The organism is Rhodopila sp. (genome assembly GCF_035548095.1).
GTDB lineage: Bacteria > Pseudomonadota > Alphaproteobacteria > Acetobacterales > Acetobacteraceae > Rhodopila.
In genome coordinates this window covers 67,373-88,797 of the sequence record NZ_DASZUV010000007.1, presented here as the reverse complement: position 1 = coordinate 88,797, position 21,425 = coordinate 67,373, and the positions used below count along the sequence as shown (strand labels likewise).

Sequence of the window (21,425 nt, the reverse complement as noted above, 5' to 3'; positions counted from 1 at the left end):
GGCAGGCCGATTTTTCGATTGCGCCGCACCCTCCATACGATAGGATGTGAGAGAACAAACGGGGGACATGGCCATGGCCCAACCATACGCCGGCGGGTGCGCCTGCGGTGAGGTCCGCTATCGGATGCAGGTGGAGCCGCTGATCGTGCATTGCTGCCACTGCAAGGACTGCCAGCGCCAGACCGGCACCGCCTTCGTGCTGAACGCCCTGGTCGAGACCGCCCAGGTGCGGCGCGAAAGCGGCACGATCCGGCTGGTCGGCATGCCCACCGACAGCGGCCTGCCGCACAACGTCGCCCGCTGCACCGGCTGCGGCACCGCGCTATGGAGCCATTACGGCGGCCGCGAATTCCTGAGCTTCATCCGCGTCGGCACCCTCGATGATCCCGCCGCCTTGCCGCCGGGCGTCCATATCTACACCCGCTCCAAGCTGCCATGGATCGCCTTGCCGCCGGACGTGCCGGCGTTCGAGGCCTATTATGATTCGCGCACGGTCTGGTCCGAGGCCAGCCTCGCCCGGCGCCAGGCCCTGTTCGGCTGACCACCCCAACGCCGATCCATGGAGACCAGAGCATGGCAACAGCGTTATCAGCGGCGGACAGGGCGAACCTGGCGGCCCTGGCGCCGCATTGGGCGCCGGCGACGGATCGCGACGCCATCCGGCGCGAATTCCTCTTCAGGGATTTCAGCGAGGCCTGGGGTTTCATGACCCGCGTGGCCCTGTTGGCCGAGAAGCTGGACCATCATCCGGACTGGTCGAATGTCTGGAACAAGGTGACGGTCGAGCTGACCACCCATGATGCCGGCGGCCTGTCCGACCGGGACCTGCGGCTGGCGCGGGCGATCAACGCGCTGCTCGGCGAGCCCGGCGGCTGATGGACGCTCCGACGGCCGCCACGGCCGCGCTCATCTCCTTTCCGGAACGCGCCGCCCTCATCCGCCGCGCCGCCGCACGGCTGTGCCTGCGGCTGGGCTGGGCGCCGCTGCACGAGGTGCGGCTGGCGAATGGCCGCAGGGCGGACATCCTGGCGCTGCAGCCGGGCGGCGGTTTCGTGTGCATCGAGGTCAAGTCAGGGCTGCGCGACTTCATGACCGACGGCAAATGGTTCGAATACCAGCCATTCTGCGACCAGTTCTTCTTCGCCGTCGACTGCGACTTCCCCCAGGCCGTGCTGCCGCCCGAAACGGGGCTGATCGTCACCGCCGGGCTGGACGCCGAGGCGCTGCGCGAACCGGCGACGGAGCGGCTGCCCGCCGCCCGGCGCAAGGCCCTGACCGAACGGTTCGCCTGGCTGGCCGCCGGCCGGCTGGCGATGCGGGAGGATCCCGCCGGCGTCACCGGCCTGATGGCAGCGCTCAGCGAGGATTGATGCCTGCCCCCGTCCGCCCCCCCTGTCCGCCAGGTCTCTTGTCCGCCAGGTTTTCTGTCCGCCGGGTCCGGTGTCCGCCAGGTCCCCCTGTCATCGGGTCCTCTGCCCGCCGGGTCCTCTGGCCGCCGGGTCCGGCACCGCGCGGCCGGCGCGGCCTGTGGAAAACTTCCCCGTTCCGGCCGCCTGGGTTAACATTCGTCATGGCCAAGATCCGAGTCGCACTCATTTGCGGCGCCCTCCCCCTGGCCGGCATCGCCGGCGCGGCGGGATGGTGGGTCTGGTCGGCGAACCAGCCCGGCATCGTGGCCGATGACGACCTGCCGGTCCCCCCGTTCCCGCCGCGCATCGCGGAGGGCGATACCTATGAATCCTGCCTCGCCTCGCTGGCCAGCGACCCGCAGGGCGCCATCGCCATCGCCGATTCCTGGCAGGCGACCGGCGGCGGCGATGGCGCGGCGCATTGCCGCGGCCTGGCATTGATCGCGCTTGGCCATCCCGAGGATGGCGCCACCGTTCTGGAACAGCTCGCCGCCAGGACCAGCGCCCCCGCCCTCGGCAAGGCCTCCCTGCTCTACCAGGCCGCCCAGGCTCGGCTCATGGTCGACCAGGCGGAGCAGGCGCGCGACGACGCCACCGCGGCGCTGCGCATGGCCGCGGACGATGTCGACCTGATGATCACCCGCGCCAGCGCCGAAGCCGATCTGGGCGCGATCCCGGAGGCCATCCGCGACCTGACCGACGCGCTGCTGCGCGACTCAACCCGGTCGGAGGCGCTGATCGCGCGGGCCACGCTGTATCGGAAGCTGGGGCGGATCGACCTGGCGCAAGCCGATATCGACAAGGCGCTGACCATGGACCCGGACAGCCCCGACGCGTTGCTGGAGCGGGGAATCCTGCGCCAGCGCACCGGCGACCTGACCGGCGCGCGCGAGGACTGGGAGCACGCGCGCGGCGCCGATCCGGACAGCACCACGGCGGACCTGGCCGATCAGAACCTGTCGCTGCTGGACGCCGGTCCGGCGAAGCAGCAATAGCGCCGCCGCCGGCTTGACCGGCCTGCCCCGCGCGGCTACCGCCTGATCCAGCACCCGGCGGGGGACCCACCGACCGGGCCGAGAGGAGCCGTCCGGTGAACGCCTTCACATTTCCGCCGCCCCCGCCGTCTCCGGAAGCCGAGGCGCTGCGCGCCGAGGTGCGAGACTTCCTGCGCACCGAGATGGCGGGCCGCAAGGCTGTGGAAAAAGCCGAGTCCTGGACCGGCATGGACGCCGGCTTCTCCCGCAAGATGGGCCAGCGCGGCTGGATCGGCATGACCTGGCCGAAACAGCATGGCGGACACGAACGCTCGTCCCTGGAACGCTACGTGGTGCTGGAGGAGATGCTGGCCGCCGGCGCCCCGGTGGCGCTGCACTGGATCGCCGACCGCCAGTCCGGCCCGCTGATCCTGCGCGTCGGCACCGACGAACAGAAGCAGGTGCTGCCCCGCATTGCCGCCGGCGAAGCGTTCTTCTGCATCGGCATGAGCGAGCCGGATGTCGGTTCCGACCTCGCCTCGGTCCGCACGCGGGCGGCCAAGGTGCAGGGCGGCTACCTGGTCAACGGCACCAAGGTATGGACCAGCTTCGCGCATCTGTCGCACTACATGATCCTGTTCTGCCGCACCGGCTCGTCGGAGGACCGGCATGGCGGCGTCAGCCAGTTCCTGGTCGACCTGAAGAACACGCCGGGCATCACCATCCGCCCGATCCTGGCCCTGACCGGGGAGCATCATTTCAATGAGGTGGTGTTCGAGGACGCGTTCCTGCCCGAGGGTGCGCTGCTGGGCAAGGAAGGCGACGGCTGGAACCAGGTGACCAGCGAGCTGGCGTTCGAGCGCAGCGGCCCGGAACGCTTCCTGTCTTCCTTCCAGCTGTTCGTCGAGCTGATCCGGGCGCTGGGGCCGGAGCCGAGCGATGCCGGCGCGGTGGCGATCGGCCGGCTGACCTCGCATTTCATGACCCTGCGCCGGTTGTCCCGTTCCGTCGCCGGGATGCTGCAGGCGGGTGAGAACCCGGCGCTGCAGGCTGCGCTGGTGAAGGACCTGGGCGCGCTGGTGGAGCAGGAGATTCCCGAGATCGCGCGGCAGCTGGTCGATGCGGAACCGGATGAGCGCTCCACCCGCGATTTCGCCGCGGTGCTGGCGCACACCATGATGCACGCCCCCTCCTTCTCCCTGCGCGGCGGCGCGCGGGAGATCCTGCGCGGCATCATCGCCCGCGGCCTGGGCCTGCGCTGACCGCTTCCGCCGCGACACCGATTTTTCCATGAGGGAAACGAACATGACCGATAAGGTGCTTTACCAGCAGGACGGCCCGATCGTGACGCTGACGCTGAACGATCCGGCGATGCGCAACCCGATTTCCGAGGCGGCGATGGTGGATGCGATCGTCGACTCGCTGGACCGGCTGAACCAGGACGGGTCGGTGCGCGTCGCCATCCTGACCGGCGCGGGCAGCGCCTTCTCCTCGGGTGGCGACCTGCGGGCGATGCAGAAGAACTTCGAGCAGCGGTCGGAAAAGCCGGCGCTGACGCCGCGCTATTACAAGTTCGGCATCCAGCGCATCCCGCTGGCGTTCGAGAAGCTGGACGTGCCGATCATCGCCGCCGTCAACGGGCCGGCGATCGGCGCCGGGCTGGACCTGGCCTGCATGTGCGACATGCGGATCGCGTCGGAAACGGCAAAGTTCGCGGAAAGCTTCGTGAAGGTCGGCATCGTTCCCGGTGACGGCGGCGCCTGGCTGCTGCCGCGCGTCGTCGGCTACTCCAAGGCCTGCGAGATGGCGTTCACCGGCGACATGCTGGACGCGCGGGAAGCGCTGGCCTGCGGCCTGGTGTCCCGCGTGGTGCCGGAGGCGGAGCTGCTGGAGACGGCGAAGGCGCTGGCGAACCGCATCGCGGTGAACCCGCCGCATGCGGTTCGCATGGCCAAGCGGCTGCTGATCGAGGGACGGCACACGCGGCTGGACACGCTGCTGGAACTCTCCGCCAGCCTGCAGGCGCTGACCCACGCGACGGCGGATCACCGGGAAGCGGTGAACGCGTTCCTGGAGAAGCGCCGGCCGGACTTCAAGGGCGACTGATCGCGGCGACACGATGGGCCACCGTCCTGGCCGGGAGGCGCGGCATGGGGCACCCATGCCCCGCCCGGCCGGCAGCCCGGCCGGCAGCCCTCAGGACCCGTTCAACCCATACGCCTCCGGAAAGAAGTAGTCCTTCCAGGAACCCGGCTTGACCTTGATCGTGCCGATCTCCTGCATGAACGCGGCCACCTTCTCCGTCCCTTCCGGCGTCATCGTCCAGCGGGTGCCGGGCGCCGTGGCGATCGACTTCACGAAATCGACGGACAGTTTCGAATCGCCGTCCTCGATCCAGTAGCGCGCGGCCGTCGCGGGATCCGCGTTCACCCTGTCCGTCGCCTCCTGCAACGCCGCGAAGATCGCCTTGAACAGCACCGGATTCCGGGTGCGGAACCGCGACGACATGTAGACGACCGTGAAGGTGTTCGGACCATCCCACACGTCAAACGAATTCAGGACGGGATGGATCTTCGGATCCTGCAATTGCTGTTGCAGATAGGGCGGCACGGCAAAGTTGCAGCCGATATCACCGGTGCCGCCCAGCAGCGCCACGGTGCTGTCCGGCGGCGACATCGATACGGTCTGGCTGTCGAAACGGTTGAACGCCTTCACCCCCCACTGCTTCGCCGCCGCCATCTGCAGGCTGACCGCCTGCGCCGAGACCTTCACGGACGGCACCGCGATCTTGCCGCAGCGCGTGATGTCCTCGACCGTCTTGATCGTCGGATCATTCGTCGTCAGCACGTAAGGCAGCGTCGCCAACGCGTTCAGCGCCCGGATCTCATTGCTGGTGCCGCGCGTCCGGCTCCAGATCGTCAGCAGCCCCTGCGGACTGCCCGATACGATATCGATACTATCCGACAGCAGCGCGTCATTCATCGCCGCCGGGCCGTTGAACTTGAAGGTGCTGACCTTGACCTGCGGAATCCCCATGGCCGCGGCGTGTTTCTGGATCAGCTTTTCATGGTCCAGCACATTGAGCTGCAGGTAGCCCATCGAGAACTGGCGGGCGACCCGGACCTCGGGGATGTCGTCCGCCCGCGCGGGTGCAAGCAAGGCCGGCGCCGCGGCGCAGAGCAGACCCAGCAGAAAAGCCAGCCGCTTCATCGGGCTTCTCCCACGAAACCGGTCCGCAAGGCCGCCAGGCGTTGCAGGGCCTCGGCGGGCAGCGGGCCCTTGCGCACCGCCGCCAGGCTGGCCTCGAATTCCGCGATCGTCGCCATGCCGACCAGGATCGTGCCCATCGCGGGATGGCCGATCGCGAAGCGCGTCGCCGCTTCCGCCAGGGAGTCGGCATAGCCTTCGGTGACCAGCGGCATCAGCCGCATGCCCCGCCGCAGATCCGTTTCGTACGCGTGCGCCGACCCGATCGGCGGCGGCGGCGGACTGGCGGTGGGATGGCGATCGGCGGTCCCCGTCAGCGCCCCGCCGGCGAGCACGCGGATGCCGACCACGCCGACACCGGCCTGCCGGGTATGGTCGAACAACCTGCCGTAATCCTGCGCCGGATAGCCGGGCGGCAAGGCCTCCGCCGCCGAGGGGTTCAGCATGTTGTAGCTGACCTGCGCACTGTTGAACGCGCCCAGATCGATGACCTGCCGCACCGCCGCGGTATCGCCGACCGCGGTGATCCCGATGAAGCGCGTCTTGCCGGCCTGGCGCAGCTTTTCGAAAGCCGGCAGCACGCTGTCGCGCACCTGGGTGACGCTCAGCGTTTCATTGCCGCCGGTCAGCGTGATGGGATTGTGCAGGTGGAAGATGTCGACCCGCTCCCTCTGCAGCCGTTGCAGGCTGGCATCCAGGGATTCGGTCACCACCGCCTCGATCTCGTGCGCCCGGGCCGAGGGCACGCGCACCTTGGTGCCGATCACGGCGTCGCCGGGCTTCCTGGCCTTCATGATACGGCCCAGGTTGCGTTCGGACTCGCCATCACCATATTGCACAGCCGTATCGAAATAGTTGATGCCGGCATCCAGGGCCTTGCCGATCGCGGTGTCCTGGTCGGCGTGTGAGCCGCGGACCATCAGCCCACCGACCGCGCCGCAGCCAAACCCCAGGATCGACAATGACAGGCCGGTACGGCCGAACGCGCGCTTCTCCATTCGTTTGCTCCCCTATCGATACAATTCGGCCGAGCGGGCTCTGCCCTTGCACAGCGCGACCAGCAGTTCCAGCGTGGGTACGGCGACGCCGGCCATCCGCGCCAGGGCCAGCGGCGCGTCGAACATGCCGTCGATCTCCATCGGCCGTCCGAGCTCCAGGTCCTGCAGGATGGACGGCTTGTGATCCATGCGGCGCTGGTTCCCGAGACGGACCTCATGATCGGTGCTCGGATCCGCCCCCAGGGCCTGGGCGATCGCCGTCGCCTCCTGCATCACGCGCAGCGCGGCCGCCTGGACCGCCGGTTCCTGATAGGCATGTTTCGGCGCGCTGCCGGTCAGCACGGCCAGCGTGCCGCCGGCCAGGTTGCTGATCAGCTTGTTCCAGATCTCGGTGCGGATGGCGGGCGTCGCCTCGCCGCTGACGCCGCCCGCGGTGATGAGCCCGGCCAGTGCCTTCACCCGCTCCGACAGGGTGCCGTCCGGCTCGCCCAGGATGAAGCGGCTTTTCGGCTGCTCCACCTCGACGATGGCGGGCGCGGTGACAGCGCTGGCCGAGTAGACCACGCCGCCGATCGCCCGGCCGGGTCCCAGGGCGCGCTTCAGCGCGTCGTCGGGGTCGATGCGCGGCAGCGACCGGCCTTCCAGCGGACCGGCCAGGTGGTGGAAATACCACCAGGGGATGCCGTTCATCACGAACGCGACCGGTGTGTCCGGCCCCAGCAGCCTGCCGATTCCGGCGGCGACGGCAGGCAGCGCCGGGGCCTTCACCGTAACGAACACGGCATCCTGCGGGCCGAGCGAGGCTGGATCGTCGGTGGCCTGGACGCGCGCCCGGTGCGTGCCGTCGACCGCATGCACCGTCAGCCCCTCGGCCTGGATCGCCGCCAGATGCGGGCCACGGGCGATGACGGAAACCCGCGCGCCACCACGGTGCAGCCGCACGGCCAGGTGGCCGCCGATCGCACCGGCGCCATAGACACAGATCTTCATGGTCACCCCGCGCCGTACTACCGGTATCAGGCGGTATCGGGCGCCAGGCCGCGCGGCCGGTCAAGTGCCGGCATGGTCTCTGGCCTGGGCCGGCGGGATGGCCTAGAACCGGGCATTCCATGCAACCGGGAGCCGCCCAATGAGCAAGATCATCCGCACGCAGCCAGGCCCGATCCTGTCCAAGGCCGTCGAGTATCACGGGTTCGTCTACCTGCCGGGGATCACGGCGCGCGACACCAGCAAGGACATCAAGGGCCAGACCGCCGATGTGCTGGCACAGATCGATGAGATGCTGGAGCATCACGGCACCGACAAGACCCGCCTGCTGCAGGCGGTCATCTGGGTGAAGCACATCAAGGACCGCGTGGCGATGAACGAGGTATGGACCCCGTGGCTGCCGAAGGAGGGTGCCCCCGTGCGGGCCTGCGTCCAGGCCGAGATGGCCGCGCCGGAGGTCCTGGTGGAGATCATGGTCACCGCCTGCAAGTAACGACGTCCCGCGACCGTCGCCTGCCCATGGCGCGACCCGCCATGGGCAGGCCGCCGGAAGCTGCGCCACGACACCGGCATCCGGCTGGACGTCCTTCCATCGGGCCGTCCCTTTCGCCCCCGCCGCCCCTTTGGCCGCCCCCTTTTTTGCCCCCCCTTTGGCCGCATGCCGCCGATACACTTGGACCGGCGCCGCCTCAGCCGCCTTCGATACCGATCCGTGACGATGAGCCACCGGCCGGCGGCAAGCTGCTCCCTCGCCTCCTGCCCTTGCCGCCTTCGACCTTGCGCCCCCTGCCCCTGTGTCCCGCCCGCCGCCGCCGGGCCAGCCTGCCCGCGCGGGCGACGGCGGCGACCACCACGATCGGCGGCAGCACCAGCAAACCCCAGGACATCCACAACCACGCGGCGTGCTGGCCCAGCAACGCCCCGAGAAGACCCAGCATGGTCGCGGCGGCGAGCAATCCCGGCCAGCGCCATGGCGACGGTGCCCATTCGTTTCGGCCGGTCATTCCGCCGCCTGATGGCCGGGCGCCGCCGTCTCGCCAGGCGCGGCCGCGGCATTGGATGGCCGCACGCCAGCCCGGGGGCCGCGTGACAGCCATAGATACAGGCCGCTGACCAGCAGCAGGATGGTCAGCCCGTCCAGCGCGGCCCAGATCAGCCTCAACGGCCACCCGCCATAATCGCCGAAATGCAGCGGGCGGGACACCTCCAGCGCCCGCAGATACCAGGGCATCCGCACGACCGCCGTCAGCGCGCCGGTTCGCGCGTCGATCAGCGCGGGACTGAACAGTCGGCTGGTCAGCGGCGTGTCACCCTTGGCCCAGGCCATGACATGGAACGGCGATCCGATCCGCCCGCCCGGATAGACCAGGCTGATGACCCGCATTTCCGGCATCGCCTCGTGGGCAGTGCGCAAGGCCGTGTCCGGTGAAATCACCTCGGCATGCGACGGCGCCGCCTGTCCCCGCCAGGGCGCCACGATCGCCTGGACGTCGCCGCGCTGCCACAGCGCGAAAAGCGGCGTGCTGATTTCGTTCAAGGCGCCGGTGAACCCGACGACCGCCATCCAGGCCAGCGCGACCGCGCCGATCAGGGTGTGTAGGTCCAGCCATGGCAGCCGCGGCGACCAGCCGATTCGTATCGTGCCGAAGCGCAGCCGGCGCATGAACGGGGCGTACAGCACGGTCCCGGACACCAGGGCGGCGAGAAAGACCAGCCCCATCGCGCCCAGGAACAGCGCGCCCCACAGGCCGGCGAACAGATCCTCATGCAGGCGCAGCATGAACGGGATGAAGCCCGACCGCGAACCGCCGCCCGGCCCCGGGTCCTGCCGCAAGGCTCCGGTATGGGCGTCGAATGCCAGCCAGTGCCGGCTGCGGGGCGCATCCATGAACGCGTCCCAGGATGGCGCCATGGACACCAGGACCCGCGGCTCATCATCGTCGATGAAGACGGAGATGACCGTTTCCGCCGGATACCGGTCCTGGGCCTGGGCCACCATGGGCGCCAGCGGAGCCGGCGCCGCGTCGGGGCCCGCCTCTGCGTAGGGCGGATCGTCATTCAGCCAGCCATCGATCTCCTCGTGGAAGATCAGCGGCAGGCCGGTGACGCACAGCATCAGCAGGAACAGCGTGCAGACCAGGCTCGTCCACTTGTGAGTCCATGCCCAGAGCCGGATCGCCCGCGCCGACATCAAGTCCTCCCTCAGAACTGGATGCTGGTCGACAGCAGGAATGTCCGCGGCATCCCCAGCGACAGGCCATAGGTCGGGTTGGCCGCCGCCCAGTATCCGGCATTGGCGACGTTGATGATGTTGCCGCGAATGGTGATCGGCTGGCCGCGGACATCGAATGTATAGCGCGCGCCCAGGTCGAAACGAACCCAGCCCGGAATCTGCTGCGTGTTCGCGTTGTCGTAGTATTGCCGGCTGGTGTAGATCACCCGGCCGGTCAGCGTCAGGCCGGGCACGAACGGCGTGTCCCACTCGCCGCCGACGTTCAACTGAACATTCGGCACGCCCGGCGCGGTATGGCCATTATTGGCGCCGCCCGAGGTGCTGACCAGTTCCCCCTGCAGGAAGGTCACGCCGCCCAGGATGCGCACCTGGTCCGTCAACTGGCCGTAATTGTTCAACTCGATCCCGCGATTGCGCTGTTCGCCATCGGCCGTATAGACATTCGTCGCCGTATCGACGGACCCGCCGGCCTGAGTGATCTGGAACAGCGCCAGGGTCGAGGTCACCGTGCCCCAATCCACCTTGGCGCCGACTTCATACTGCTTGGACACGAAGGGCGGCAGCACCTGTCCCGCGTTGGCATACGCGATGCCGACGATCCCGCCCTGCTGCAGGCCCTGGATATAGCTGGTATACAGCGACACATTCCGCCACGGCTTGACCACCAGGCCGACCGACGGGGTCAGGGCGCCCTTGTCGTATTTGGAGGTCAGGGCGCCGGTGCTGGAACTGTAGTTCCGCGATGCGATCTCCTGCTGGCGCAGTCCCCAGATCAGGCTGACCCGCTGATCCAGGATCGACATGACATCGGCGGCGCCCACGCTGGTCAGCGTGTTGGCCGTCGTGATCGGCGCGGTCAGGTTCGGATAGAGCGGCTCCGGAATGAAGGTCGGCGTATACAGGTTGGACGCGATGGTGGCGACGACCGGGAACAGGCTGCCATAGGCATCGTGCACGCGGTCCGCCGTCAGTGACACCTCGTGGCGCACCGGCCCGGTCTCGAAGCGGCCGCGAATGCCACCCTGCTGCGAGTCGGTGTTGTGGACGACAGGGAAGTTATACGGCGCTTCCGTCAGGTTGCCGTTCACGTTGTTGATGGTGGCGAAGCCGCTGAGCAGATAGCTGTTGTCCTGCCGGCCCCCCACCGCGGCAAACACCGTCCAATTGTCGGTGATGTCGTATTCCGCCCGCAACGCGCCATACCAGTCCTGGGCATGCGCATAGGTCCAGGGCTGGAACCAGTTGGAGCCGGCGGACGGCGCGCGCGGGATCGCGACACCCGCCGCCACATAGGTGGGACGCAGCGGCGACTGCACCTCCAGGTTCTGGTAGCCGAGGTCGAGCGAAACGCGGAGATGGTCGCCGCGGTAATCCGTCGCCAGCGCGACGGATTCCAGGCTCTGCGACTGGTTGTGGGTCGACGTGTTGCCGTCGCGATACGTCGCGTTGAGGCGCACGCCCCATTCCTTGTTGTCCCCGAAGCGGCGACCGATATCGATCTGTCCGCCGAACTGGCTGTTCGTGGCATAGGTCGCGGTCAGCCGGGTGATCGGATCATCCTCGGCACGCTTGGGTACCAGGTTGACCGAACCGCCGATGCTGCCCAGCGGCGGCATCCCGTTCAGCAGCGCGCTTGGCCCGTTCAGCACCTCCACCCGCTCGATCGAACCCGCGTCGAAGGCCAGGCCCGGCACCACGCCGTACTGGCCGTTGAAGGAAAAATCCCAGGAGCTGACCGGAAATCCCCGGATCGTCAGGGCATTCGTATAGCTCTGGCTGCTCCACGTATCGCGCGCCGAGGGCTGGTTGAGCAGCGCGTCCATGACGGTGCGCGCCTGCTGATCGCGCAGCAAGGGCGCCGTATAGCTGGTCTGGCTGTATGGCGTGTCCATGACGCCGCGATTGCCCAGCAGGCCGACCTGCCCGCCGGTCGCGACCTGGCCGCCGGCATAGACCGGCGGCAGCGTGGCCAGGATGCCCTGACCGGCCCGGCCCTGCCCTTCGACCTCCACGGGCGGCAGCACCATGCCGGTCTCCCCGCCACTCGGTTCGGCGATCAGGGAGATGGCATGATCGCCCGTTTGCTGCGCCACCAGGCCGGTGCCGGACAGCAGGCGCTGCAACGCGGCCCACGGCGGCATCGAGCCGGTCGACCCTGCCGAGGCGCGGCCCGCCGTCAGGCCGCTGTCGTAGATCAGCTGGTAGCCGCTTTGCGACCCGAACGCGGCCAGCGCCTGGTCCAGCGGCCCGGCCGGAATCCGGAATGAAACCGCGCCGTCCGGCACCTTGGTAGACGGCAGGGCTGGGGTAGATGGCAGGGCTGGGGCGGATGGCAGGGCTGATGTCCGTGCCTGGCCCTGGGCGACGGCGACAGACGGGCCCGCCGCGCAAGCCAGGACGCATGCCTGCGCCAGCACGACACCGGGCCAGGATATACGGCCCGCCGCCGATCCTGTCCTTACGGTTGCAACGCGATCACCAGCCACCGGCATGAAACGGTCCCCACATGCACCGTCCGGCACCACCGACGCGGACGGCTCTCAAAGGAAGGGACGTTTTCAAAAGGCCCGGACTGCAACGCCGCGCCGATTTTTTTAACCGGTCCGGCGCAGCAGGATGATCCGGCCAGGCAACGACATCGCCTGCACGTGTCCGATCCGTTCGATCTGGGCAAGCACCTCATCCAACCGGTCGAGATGGAACACGCCGCTGACATGGCGTTCGGTCTCCACCCCCCCGATCAGCACGATCAGGCCGGGCCGGTATCGATTGAGCTCCGCCACCACCTCGCGCAGCGGCGCATCGCGAAACACCAGCACGCCGCGCCGCCATCCGTCGACCAGGTCGGGCGTCACGGTGACGATGTCGCCCAGCCCCTGGCTGGAGTAGGTGACCTGCTGGCCGGGCCACAGCTCCACATGTTGCAGGCGCTCGACCGCCACCCGTCCCGACAGGCAGGTGACCTGCACCGCCGCGTCGCCGATCCGGACGTCGAACACGGTGCCCAGGGCGCGGGTTTCCCCGCCGGCCGCGCTGACCACGAAGGGGCGCCCCGACTCCGGCCGGACCGTGAACAAGGCCTCGCCCTCCACCAGGTCGAGCCGGCGCTCCGCATCGCTGAAACGGGCCGTCAGGCTGGTGCGCGTGTTCATCTCGACGACGCTGCCATCCTCCAGGGTGACGCGGCGCTGCTCCCCGGTGCCGGTGCGGTATTGCGCCATCAAGGCGCCGAGGGATGGCACGCGTTGCAGTCGCTGCCCGCCAATGACCAGCGCCGCGCCGGCGGCGGCAGCCGCGGCGGCCGTGCCGATCAAGGCCCGCCGGCGCACCCGGCGGCCGCGCGCGGCGCGGTCCAGAAGCATCTGGCCATGGGCGACCGGGGCAAGCGCCCGCCACAGCCGCGTGGCATCGCGATAGGCCGCCTCATGGCGGGGACTCTGCTGGCGCCATACCCCAAACTGCCAGGCATCGGCATCGGTCGCCTCCCCCGAGGTCAGCCGCACCAGCCAGGCCCTTGCCTCGGAGCCCAGCCTGTCGTCATCGTCGCGACCGGCCTCAGCCACCGCGTGGTTTCCGCTGTCTCGGTGTCCATCGTCCGGCCATCGGACCGTCCCCCTTCGCCGCTGGCAGGGTTGTCCCTGTCAGGAAGACGATCACGGGTGGCCAGGACTGCAACCTCAAGGAGCGGCTTTTTCAAGCGACCGCGCGCAATGGTCAAGGGCCTGGCGGATTTCGTTGGCCACCGTGCGGACGGACACGCCCATGCGGTCGGCGATCTGGCGATGCGTCAGCTCCTCCACCCGCGCCGCCAGGAAGATGGCGCGCCGCCGCGTCGGCAATTGCCGCAGCGCCGCGTCCAGCAGCGCCAGCTCGTTCTGGCTTTCCACCCGCGCGGCCGGACCCGGCGTGTCGTCGGCGATTTCCAGCAGGCGGGCCACCTCGACATCCTCCAGGCGCTGGCGCGACCGGGCGCGCCGGCGGTCGGCCGCGATATTGGCGGATATACGGATGATGTAGGCTTGCGGATCATGGATGGCGGGGATCGTCTCCGCCTGGCCGATGCGCAGGTAGGCGTCCTGCAGGACGTCCGCCGCCTCGATCGAAGAGTCCATCCGCGATGCGAGCCGCCGCACGAGATCCTCGTAGCGCGCCACCAGATACCGGAGAAGAGCCGTGCGATCGTTCTCGCCCATCATCGAGTCCTGTGCCGTGATGCCACCCGGCCGGGCGAGCGCGGCCAGGAGGTCCCCAGGGAGAACGCGACGTTAGCTTAATTGAGAATGACTCGCAATTGCCTGGGTCACGAGATCATTCTCAAGCGGGCCTGCCCAGGAGAGATTGACTCACTGCGGTCAGGCCGTCGCGCCGCCATCCACCGGCAGGGCCACCCCGGTGACATAGGATGCCTCGTCCGAGATCAGGAACAGCGCCGCGTTGGCGATTTCCTCTGGCCGCGCCGGGCGGCCCATCGGCACCTGGCCGCCCCGCTTCTGCACCAGCGTTTCCGGGGTTTCGCCGGCCGGCAGCTGGCTGTCGGGCCTGGCAACGAAGACGCGCAGCATCGGCGTGTCGGTGGGACCCGGACAGACGGCGTTGACGCGGATCCTCTCCTTCGCGTAGCGCTTCGCGAGGCCCTTCACCAGCCCGACGATGCCGAACTTGGCGATATTGTAGATCGGGCTGAACTGCGAGCCTTGCAGGCCGGAGGTCGAGGCGGTGAACAGGATGCAACCGCCGCCACGGGCGCGCAGTTCCGGCAGCGCTTCCTCGGTCGTCACCAGCACGGTACGGACGTTCAGGTTCATCGCCATGTCGTAATCCTTCCAGTCCAACCCCTCGATCGAGGCCGGGCCAGGGGTGCCGACATGGTTCCAGACGAAATCGAGGCCGCCGAATGCCTTCACCGTCTGGCGCACGATGTCGCGGGCGAAATCATCGCTGGTCAGGTCGCCGGACAGGCCGATCGCCTTGCCGCCGGCATCGGTGATCTCCTTCACCACCGCGTCCACCGCGTCCTTGTTCAGGTCGACGACCGCGACCGACGCGCCCTCGGCGGCGAAGCGCACCGCGCCGGCGCGGCCCATCCCCGACCCGGCGGCGGTGACCAGGCCGATCTTGTTCTTCAGTCGCATTGGTTTCGTTTCCTCCGTCGTGCTTCGTTGGCTCAGCCCGTCTCCATCGGCAGGCTGGGATCCTTGGCCCATTCGGACAGCGAGGCATCGTAGATCTTGACGTTTGTATGGCCCAGCATGGTCAGGACCAGCGCATCGGCGCTGGCGGCGATGCCGCCGCCGCAATAGGCGATCACCGGCCGGTCCAGCGCGCCGACGGCGCCCAGGCGTTGGCGCAGCGCCTCGGGCGGCAGGAAGGTGTTGGTGTCCGGATCGATCAGGCTTGCCGCCGGCACGTTGACGCTGCCGGCGATGTGGCCCGGCCGCCCATAGCTGTTGCCGCCGCTGCCCTTGTGCTGGCTTTCCAGCAGCGCGTTCAGCGTGCAGATGCCGGAATCGCCGATCGCCGCCTTCACCGCGTCCTTGTCCACCATCAAGTCACGCACCCGCGTCACGGTGAAGCTGCCGGCGGCCCGCGGCTGACCAGGGCCGGTCTCGATCGGCCGGTTCTCCCGCACCCATTTCTGGTAGCCGCCGTTCAGCACCGCGGCGTTGTCGTGGCCGAATTCCCGCAGCAGCCACCAGACCCGCGTCGCCCACCAGACATTCGCGGTGCTGTAGGTGATCACGCGCGTGTCGTTGCCGATGCCGAAGCGGCGCATCGCGGCGGCGAAATCCTCGGGCGCCTGCCGCATGAAATTGAATTTCCGCGTGGTGTCGGACACGTCGCGGGAGACATCGCAGAACTGCGCGCCGGCGATGTGGCCTTTTTCGAAGTCCTCGCGCCCCGGCTTCACCGTGTAGGTGATCCTCGGATCGGGGATCAGGTGCGTCGTGCAGTCCAGCACGACCACTTTCGGATCCCGCAGGTGCCCGGCGAGCCAATCCGTCTCGACCAGGAATTCCGGATGGACGAACCCGTTCATGTGCCTGTATCCCGTATTAACGTGTCCCGTATCAATGTCCGGCGGGAAGTTCCGCCAGCTCGATCACGCAGTTGCCGGTGGCCTTCGGGTCCAGGAAGATGATCTTCGACCCGCCATGCCCGGTGCGCCAGGTCTCGCTTTGCAGCGCCACGTCCTTGGCCTTCAGCTCGGCGATGGCTTCCTCGATATCCTCCACCTCGAAGCAGATATGGAACAGGCCGGTGCCCTTCTCGTTGATCCACCGCGTCACGCCGGACTCCGGCCCGTGGCCCTGCAGCAGCTCGATATAGGTCTCGCCCACCGGCAGCATCGCCAGGCTGGTCTGGCCCAGCCGTTCCTCATATTCCAGCTCCAGGCCGAACGTGTCGCGCATCAGGCCCAGGGATTGCTGAATGGAATCGACCGCGATGGCGATATGCTCGACGCGCTTGATCTTCATCGTTCCGCCTCCGTTCAGGAAATGATGAGGCCGCTATCCACCGGGTACACCTGCCCGGTGATCCTGGCGGATTCGTCGCAGGCGAGGAACAGCGCCATGTTGGCGATGTCCGCGGGCTCGATCAGGCCCAGCAGGTGCGATGACGCCATCTTGTCCAGCGCGGCGTTGCCCTCCACCAGCTTGCGCACCCGGTCGGTGACGGTGACCGACGGGCCGATGGCGTTCACCCGCACCGCGGGGGCGAATTCCACCGCCATCGACCGCGTCATCGAGGCGATGCCGCCCTTCGCCGCCGTGTAGCAGTCGCGGCCGGGAATCCCCATCAGCGCGACGGTGGACGACATGTTGATCACCGACCCGCCGCCCGATCTGGTGATCGCCGGGATGCCGAAGCGGCAACCCAGGAAGGTGCCGAAAAGGTCCAGCTTGATGACGCGCCAGAACTCCTCGATCGGCGCCTGCGTCACGTCGGCATCCCGTGACGTCGACCCGCCGGCATTGTTGTGCAGCACATGCAGCGCGCCGTAATGCGCCACCGCCTTGCCGATGGCGGCCTGGATGCTGTCCGGCTCCGTCACGTCCGTCTTGATGGCGATCGCGTCGCCGCCGGCCTGCGCGATCAGCTGCGCGGTCTGTTCGCCGGACTCGGCGTTCAGCTCCGCCACCACCATCTTCGCACCCTCCCGAGCGAACAGCGTCGCCGTTGCTCTGCCGATGCCGGTGCCCGCGCCGGTGATCAACGCCACCTTGCCGTCGAGACGTGCCATGTGCGCTTCCTCTCATCCTCGGCCGGCATGGTTGCCGGTGTGGCGCGGGGGATCAAGGGGGCCTGCCACGGGGGCCTGCCACGGGGGGCTGCCACGGGCACTGCCACGCGGCAGGCGTAGCCACCGCACGGAAAAGGCCTGGCGCCGAGGCGGCCAGGCCGAGCGGATCGGGAAACCATCGCACCGGGCGGGACGCCGACAGCCGTCAGCGTCCACGCCGATCTTGTTACGAGAACTGGTTCATCGTGTTGTGCACGCCGCCCGCCTTCAGCGCGGCCTCGCCGGAGAAATACTCCTTGTGGTCGTCGCCGATGTCGGAGCCCGCCATGTTCTGGTGTCGCACGCAGGCGATGCCCTGGCGGATTTCCTCGCGCTGCACCTGCTTCACGTAGCCCAGCATGCCCTGATCGCCGAAATACTGCTTCGACAGGTTGTCCACCGACAGCGCGGTCGTGTGGTAGGTCGGCAGCGTGATCAGGTGGTGGAAGATGCCGGCCCGTTTCGCCGCGTCCGCCTGGAAGGTGCGAATCCGGTTGTCCGCCTCGGCGGCCAGCGGCGTCTGGTCATACTCCACGCTCATGAGCTTCGCGCGGTCATAGGCCGACACGTCCTGGCCCTCCTGCTTCCAGGCGTCGTAGACCTGCTGGCGGAAGCTCAGCGTCCAGTTGAAGGATGGCGAGTTGTTGTACGCCAGCTTCGCCTTCGGATACACCGCGCGGATGCGGTCCATCATGCCGGCGATCTGCTCGACATGGGGCTTCTCGGTCTCGATCCACAGCAGGTCGGCGCCGTTCTTCATCGAGGTGATGCAGTCCAGCACGACGCGGTCCGCGCCGGTGCCCGGGCGGAACTGGAACAGGTTGCTGGGCAGGCGCTTCGGCCGCATCAGCTTGCCGTCGCGGGTGATCAGCACGTCGCCGCTGGCGACCTGGTCCGGCGTCACCTCCTCGCAGTCCAGGAAGCTGTTGTACTGGTCACCCTCATCGCCCTTCTGGCGGCTGACGGCGATCTGCTTGGTCAGGCCGGCGCCCAGGCTGTCGGTGCGGGTGACGATCACGCCGTCCTCCACGCCCAGCTCCATGAACGCATAGCGCACGGCGCGGATCTTGGCGACGAAGTCGTCATGCGGCACGGTCACCTTGCCGTCCTGATGGCCGCACTGCTTTTCATCGGACACCTGGTTTTCGATCTGCAGCGCGCAGGCGCCCGCCTCGATCATCTTCTTCGCCAGCAGATAGGTCGCCTCGGCATTGCCGAAGCCGGCATCGATGTCGGCGATGATCGGCACGACATGGCTTTCGTACGTGTCGACACGCGTCACCAGCTCCTGCTCCCGCGCCGTGTCGCCGGCCTTGCGGGCGGCGTCGATATCGCGGAACAGCATGCCCAGCTCACGCGCGTCGGCCTGCTTCAGGAAGGTGTAGATCTCGCGGATCAGGTCGGGCACCGTGGTCTTCTCGTGCATCGACTGGTCCGGCAGCGGACCGAACTCCGACCGCAGGGCGGCGACCATCCAGCCGGACAGGTAGATGTAGCGGCGCTTCACGCTGCCGAAATGCTTGCGGACCGAAATCATCTCCTGCTGCGCGACGAAGCCGTGCCAGGCGCCCAGGGACTGGGTGTACTGTGACGGGTCGGCGTCATAGGCCGCCATGTCGCGGCGCATCGTGTTGGCGGTGTAGCGCGCGATGTCCAGACCGGTCTGGAACCGGTTCTGCAGGCGCATCCGGACGACGGATTCGGCATTGATCCCGCCCCAGGTCTCCCTGGCGCCAATCAGGTCGGCGACGCGGGCGATCTGCTCATGGTAGGAGGAGCCACGGCCGGACGGGCCAGGAATGCCGCCGGACATGCCGTCGGGGGCGTAGGTCGGTGAGGTCATGGTCAGGGTCTCTCGCAGTGAGCGCCACGACGGGCGTAGCGCGCCATGTATGGTGCACTGCGGGAGGTGTCACGACGGAAACGGCGCCGTGCGCGTGAAAGAAGTTGCTGGATTTACCGGCCGGAACCGCGGTTTGTAAAAGCTGTAAAGCCCCGCGGTCTACAGCCGCCGCGCCAGTCCCGGCGCCGCCGAGGCGATCGCGTGGACGCCGAAGCCCAGGAAGATCAAGCCGGAGGCACGCGTGACCCAGAGCGCATGGCGACGGTAGAAACGGCGGATCACCCCGGCGCCGATGACCAGGATCAGCACCAGATCGGCCAGGACGAAGCCCATGCAGGCAGCGGCCAGCAATGGGGCGAAGGCGGTCCAGTCCAGGACCGAGGCGTATCGCGCCAGCAACGCGGTGAACATCGCCACCGCCACCGGATAGGCTTTCGGGTTGGACAGGCCGAACATCAGCCCGCGCAGCAGCGGCCGGCGCGGATCGGTGGTCAGCCCGCCATCGGCGGAGCGCCGCACGGTCGTCGCCTTGAAGCCAAGCCAGCAGAGATACAGGCCGCAGAGCAGGCCGAGGATGTCGAAGAACAGCGTGCCGATGGTGCGCGCGCCGATCACCGCCGTCAGCGACAGCGAGGCCCACAGGATATCCCCGGCGAAATGGCCGCACAGGAACAGCGCACCGGCCTTGCGCCCGCGGCTGGCGCCGATGCCCAGCAACGCCAGGAAGGCGGGCCCCGGCGCCAGGGTGTAGGCGGCCCCGGACAGGGCCGAGGCCGCCAGCAGCCCGAAGGTCACGCGCCGAACGCCTGGTCCCAGGGTTCCGGCACCATCAGGTAGTTCTCACCCTGCCTCACCAGATGCGCGAAGCCGGGGAAGTGGACATGCATGCCGGCGATGAGCTGCCGGTCGGTCGCCACCATGTCGAACACCCGCCGGCGCGTGGCGGCGGCGGCATGCGGATCGGTATCGAAGGCCATGGTGACCTCGGGGCGCGGCACCTGCACTTCCGGCACATGGATGATGTCGCCCCAGATCAGCAACGACTTGCCGCCCGACTGGATCATGTACCCGGAATGACCCGGCGTATGGCCATGCATCGGGATCGATGTCACGCCCGGGAAGACCTCCACCGACTTGTTAAATGGCCGCATCTGGTTGTGATACGGCGCCATCTGTTCCCGAGCCGCCTGGAAGTACAGTTTTCGTGCCCGTTCGTCTGCCCGGCTCATCGCGCCGTCGTCGCCCCAGTGCTTCGGTTCGTTCTCATGAACGATCAGCTCGGCGTTGGGGAAATACCTCTCGCCGGTTGCCATGTTCGTCAGGCCGGCGGAATGATCCGGGTGCATATGCGTCAGGATCACCGCCTCGATGTCGGCGGGATTGACGCCCGCCGCCTTCAGATTCTCCTGCAGCTTGCCGGCGGTCGGCAGCAGGTAGTTGCCCGATCCGGTCTCGATCAGCGCCAGCCGCCCGGCGGAATAGACCAGGTAGCAGTTGACCGATGTGCGGCGGCCGGGACGGAACCGGTCCGTCAGCATCCGTTCGGCATCGGCCGGGGCGATGTTCTGCATCACCTCCACCGTGCCGTCCAGATAGCCGTCGGACAGGGCGGTGACGACGATGTCGCCGATCCTGCGGTGATAGACGCCAGGGATCTGCGCGCTGGGGATCTGAACCATGCCGAATGTTCTCCTGACTATTGCGCGATATAGCCGCCGTCGACGACCAATTCCGTTCCCGTCACGAAAGAGGCCTCGTCGGAGGCGAGGAACAGCACGCCATACGCGACCTCGATCGGTTCGCCCAGGCGGCGCAGCGGGGTCTGCGCGATCTTCGATGCCCGGCCCGCCGCGTTGGTGGCGTTCAGCATCGGCGGCATGTAGCCGGGATGGACCGAGTTCACACGGATGCCGTGCGGCCCGTATTTCGCCGCCGCCGCCTTGGTGTAGAGCCGCACCGCGCCCTTGGACGCCGCATAGGCCGGGTGGCTGTCGGCACTGCCGACAAACCCCATGATGGAGGAGATGTTGACGATCGAGCCGCGCCCGTTCGGGATCATTGCCGCGGCCGCCAGCTTGGTGCCCAGGAACACGCCGCGGGCATTGATCGCCATCAGCTTGTCCCAGCCTTCCACCGCATCGACGTCGCCGACCGAGCTGCCGCTGATGCCGGCATTGTTCACCAGGATGTCCAGCTTGCCATAGGCCGAGATCGTTTCGGTAATCACCCGCTGCCAGTCGGTTTCGGATGTCACGTCGCAGCGGGCGAACAGGGCGCGGCCTTGCAGGGCGTTGATTTCCGCGGCAACCGCCTCACCTTCCGGCGACAGGACGTCGGCAATGACCACCGCGGCGCCTTCCTTGGCGAACAGCCGGGCTTCCGCTTCGCCCATGCCATGGGCGCCGCCGCTGACGATGGCGACTTTGTCTTTCAGGCGCATTGGTTTCCTCCTGGGATGGCGTTTCTGGGGATGACGTTTCTGGGGATGACGT

The 21,425-nt window shown here is 68.1% G+C and carries 23 protein-coding genes; 7 read left to right on the top strand and 16 right to left on the bottom strand.

What is annotated here, in order from left to right; translation table 11 throughout:
• The first annotated feature begins 73 nt into the window (after positions 1-73).
• The 6 genes from VHC04_RS07925 to VHC04_RS07900 all read left to right on the top strand — a co-directional run bounded on the left by VHC04_RS07925 (position 74) and on the right by VHC04_RS07900 (position 4,489).
• Positions 74-541 (top strand): GFA family protein, encoded by a 468-nt coding sequence (locus VHC04_RS07925; RefSeq protein WP_325679805.1) that lies wholly within the window; start codon positions 74-76, stop codon positions 539-541.
• A gap of 32 nt (positions 542-573) precedes the next feature.
• Entirely contained in the window at positions 574-876 is a 303-nt protein-coding gene (locus VHC04_RS07920; RefSeq protein ID WP_325679803.1) for a 4a-hydroxytetrahydrobiopterin dehydratase, read from the top strand.
• Positions 876-1,370 carry an MmcB family DNA repair protein gene (locus VHC04_RS07915; RefSeq protein ID WP_325679801.1) on the top strand — a complete coding sequence of 165 codons (495 nt, stop codon included), beginning with the start codon at positions 876-878 and terminating at the stop codon, positions 1,368-1,370. The genes VHC04_RS07920 and VHC04_RS07915 overlap by 1 nt, the downstream gene beginning before the upstream one ends.
• Before the next feature lie 200 nt (positions 1,371-1,570).
• The gene (locus VHC04_RS07910) at positions 1,571-2,404 is read left to right on the top strand and encodes a tetratricopeptide repeat protein (protein WP_325679799.1); all 834 of its coding nucleotides are present in this window, start codon (positions 1,571-1,573) and stop codon (positions 2,402-2,404) included.
• Between the two features lie 95 nt (positions 2,405-2,499).
• A complete protein-coding gene (locus tag VHC04_RS07905) occupies positions 2,500-3,645 on the top strand; it encodes an acyl-CoA dehydrogenase family protein (protein WP_325679797.1) in 1,146 nt (381 codons plus the stop codon).
• 43 nt (positions 3,646-3,688) lie between these two features.
• Positions 3,689-4,489, top strand: a complete 801-nt coding sequence (locus VHC04_RS07900; protein WP_325679795.1) for a crotonase/enoyl-CoA hydratase family protein — start codon at positions 3,689-3,691, stop codon at positions 4,487-4,489.
• A 90-nt stretch (positions 4,490-4,579) separates the two neighbouring features.
• Here VHC04_RS07900 and VHC04_RS07895 read toward each other — a convergent pair whose 3' ends face one another.
• From VHC04_RS07895 to VHC04_RS07885, 3 genes are read right to left on the bottom strand one after another with little or no spacing between them, the layout of a single operon-like run.
• Entirely contained in the window at positions 4,580-5,593 is a 1,014-nt protein-coding gene (locus tag VHC04_RS07895) for an ABC transporter substrate-binding protein (RefSeq protein ID WP_325679793.1), read from the bottom strand.
• On the bottom strand, positions 5,590-6,588 hold the full coding sequence (locus VHC04_RS07890; protein ID WP_325679791.1) for an aldo/keto reductase: 999 nt from the start codon (positions 6,586-6,588) through the stop codon (positions 5,590-5,592). Before VHC04_RS07890 ends, VHC04_RS07895 begins: the two co-directional genes overlap by 4 nt.
• Positions 6,589-6,600: 12 nt before the next feature.
• Positions 6,601-7,578, bottom strand: coding sequence for a ketopantoate reductase family protein (locus tag VHC04_RS07885; protein ID WP_325679789.1), 978 nt, complete (start codon positions 7,576-7,578; stop codon positions 6,601-6,603).
• A gap of 139 nt (positions 7,579-7,717) precedes the next feature.
• Between VHC04_RS07885 and VHC04_RS07880 the strand changes: the two genes are divergently transcribed.
• Positions 7,718-8,068, top strand: a complete 351-nt coding sequence (locus VHC04_RS07880; protein WP_325679787.1) for a RidA family protein — start codon at positions 7,718-7,720, stop codon at positions 8,066-8,068.
• 196 nt (positions 8,069-8,264) lie between these two features.
• On the opposite strand, the gene VHC04_RS07875 is transcribed toward VHC04_RS07880, so the two are convergent.
• The 13 genes from VHC04_RS07875 to VHC04_RS07815 all read right to left on the bottom strand — a co-directional run bounded on the left by VHC04_RS07875 (position 8,265) and on the right by VHC04_RS07815 (position 21,373).
• Positions 8,265-8,579 carry a hypothetical protein gene (locus tag VHC04_RS07875; protein WP_325679785.1) on the bottom strand — a complete coding sequence of 105 codons (315 nt, stop codon included), beginning with the start codon at positions 8,577-8,579 and terminating at the stop codon, positions 8,265-8,267.
• Entirely contained in the window at positions 8,576-9,766 is a 1,191-nt protein-coding gene (locus VHC04_RS07870) for a PepSY-associated TM helix domain-containing protein (protein WP_325679783.1), read from the bottom strand. Before VHC04_RS07870 ends, VHC04_RS07875 begins: the two co-directional genes overlap by 4 nt.
• Before the next feature lie 11 nt (positions 9,767-9,777).
• Positions 9,778-12,093, bottom strand: a complete 2,316-nt coding sequence (locus tag VHC04_RS07865) for a TonB-dependent receptor (protein ID WP_325679781.1) — start codon at positions 12,091-12,093, stop codon at positions 9,778-9,780.
• 309 nt (positions 12,094-12,402) lie between these two features.
• A complete protein-coding gene (locus VHC04_RS07860) occupies positions 12,403-13,371 on the bottom strand; it encodes a FecR family protein (RefSeq protein ID WP_325679779.1) in 969 nt (322 codons plus the stop codon).
• 114 nt (positions 13,372-13,485) lie between these two features.
• Positions 13,486-14,001, bottom strand: coding sequence for an RNA polymerase sigma factor (locus VHC04_RS07855; RefSeq protein WP_325679777.1), 516 nt, complete (start codon positions 13,999-14,001; stop codon positions 13,486-13,488).
• A 159-nt stretch (positions 14,002-14,160) separates the two neighbouring features.
• On the bottom strand, positions 14,161-14,940 hold the full coding sequence (locus tag VHC04_RS07850) for an SDR family NAD(P)-dependent oxidoreductase (protein WP_325679775.1): 780 nt from the start codon (positions 14,938-14,940) through the stop codon (positions 14,161-14,163).
• A 32-nt stretch (positions 14,941-14,972) separates the two neighbouring features.
• The gene (locus tag VHC04_RS07845; protein WP_325679773.1) at positions 14,973-15,845 is read right to left on the bottom strand and encodes a sulfurtransferase; all 873 of its coding nucleotides are present in this window, start codon (positions 15,843-15,845) and stop codon (positions 14,973-14,975) included.
• Positions 15,846-15,876: 31 nt separating this feature from the next.
• Positions 15,877-16,284 carry a VOC family protein gene (locus tag VHC04_RS07840; RefSeq protein WP_325679771.1) on the bottom strand — a complete coding sequence of 136 codons (408 nt, stop codon included), beginning with the start codon at positions 16,282-16,284 and terminating at the stop codon, positions 15,877-15,879.
• A 14-nt stretch (positions 16,285-16,298) separates the two neighbouring features.
• Positions 16,299-17,051, bottom strand: a complete 753-nt coding sequence (locus VHC04_RS07835) for an SDR family NAD(P)-dependent oxidoreductase (RefSeq protein WP_325679769.1) — start codon at positions 17,049-17,051, stop codon at positions 16,299-16,301.
• 226 nt (positions 17,052-17,277) lie between these two features.
• Entirely contained in the window at positions 17,278-18,933 is a 1,656-nt protein-coding gene (locus VHC04_RS07830) for an isocitrate lyase (protein WP_325679767.1), read from the bottom strand.
• 159 nt (positions 18,934-19,092) lie between these two features.
• The gene (locus VHC04_RS07825) at positions 19,093-19,728 is read right to left on the bottom strand and encodes a LysE family translocator (protein ID WP_325679765.1); all 636 of its coding nucleotides are present in this window, start codon (positions 19,726-19,728) and stop codon (positions 19,093-19,095) included.
• Positions 19,725-20,612, bottom strand: a complete 888-nt coding sequence (locus tag VHC04_RS07820) for an MBL fold metallo-hydrolase (RefSeq protein ID WP_325679763.1) — start codon at positions 20,610-20,612, stop codon at positions 19,725-19,727. The genes VHC04_RS07825 and VHC04_RS07820 overlap by 4 nt, the downstream gene beginning before the upstream one ends.
• A gap of 17 nt (positions 20,613-20,629) precedes the next feature.
• Positions 20,630-21,373 carry an SDR family NAD(P)-dependent oxidoreductase gene (locus VHC04_RS07815; RefSeq protein ID WP_325679761.1) on the bottom strand — a complete coding sequence of 248 codons (744 nt, stop codon included), beginning with the start codon at positions 21,371-21,373 and terminating at the stop codon, positions 20,630-20,632.
• Positions 21,374-21,425: the final 52 nt, after the last annotated feature.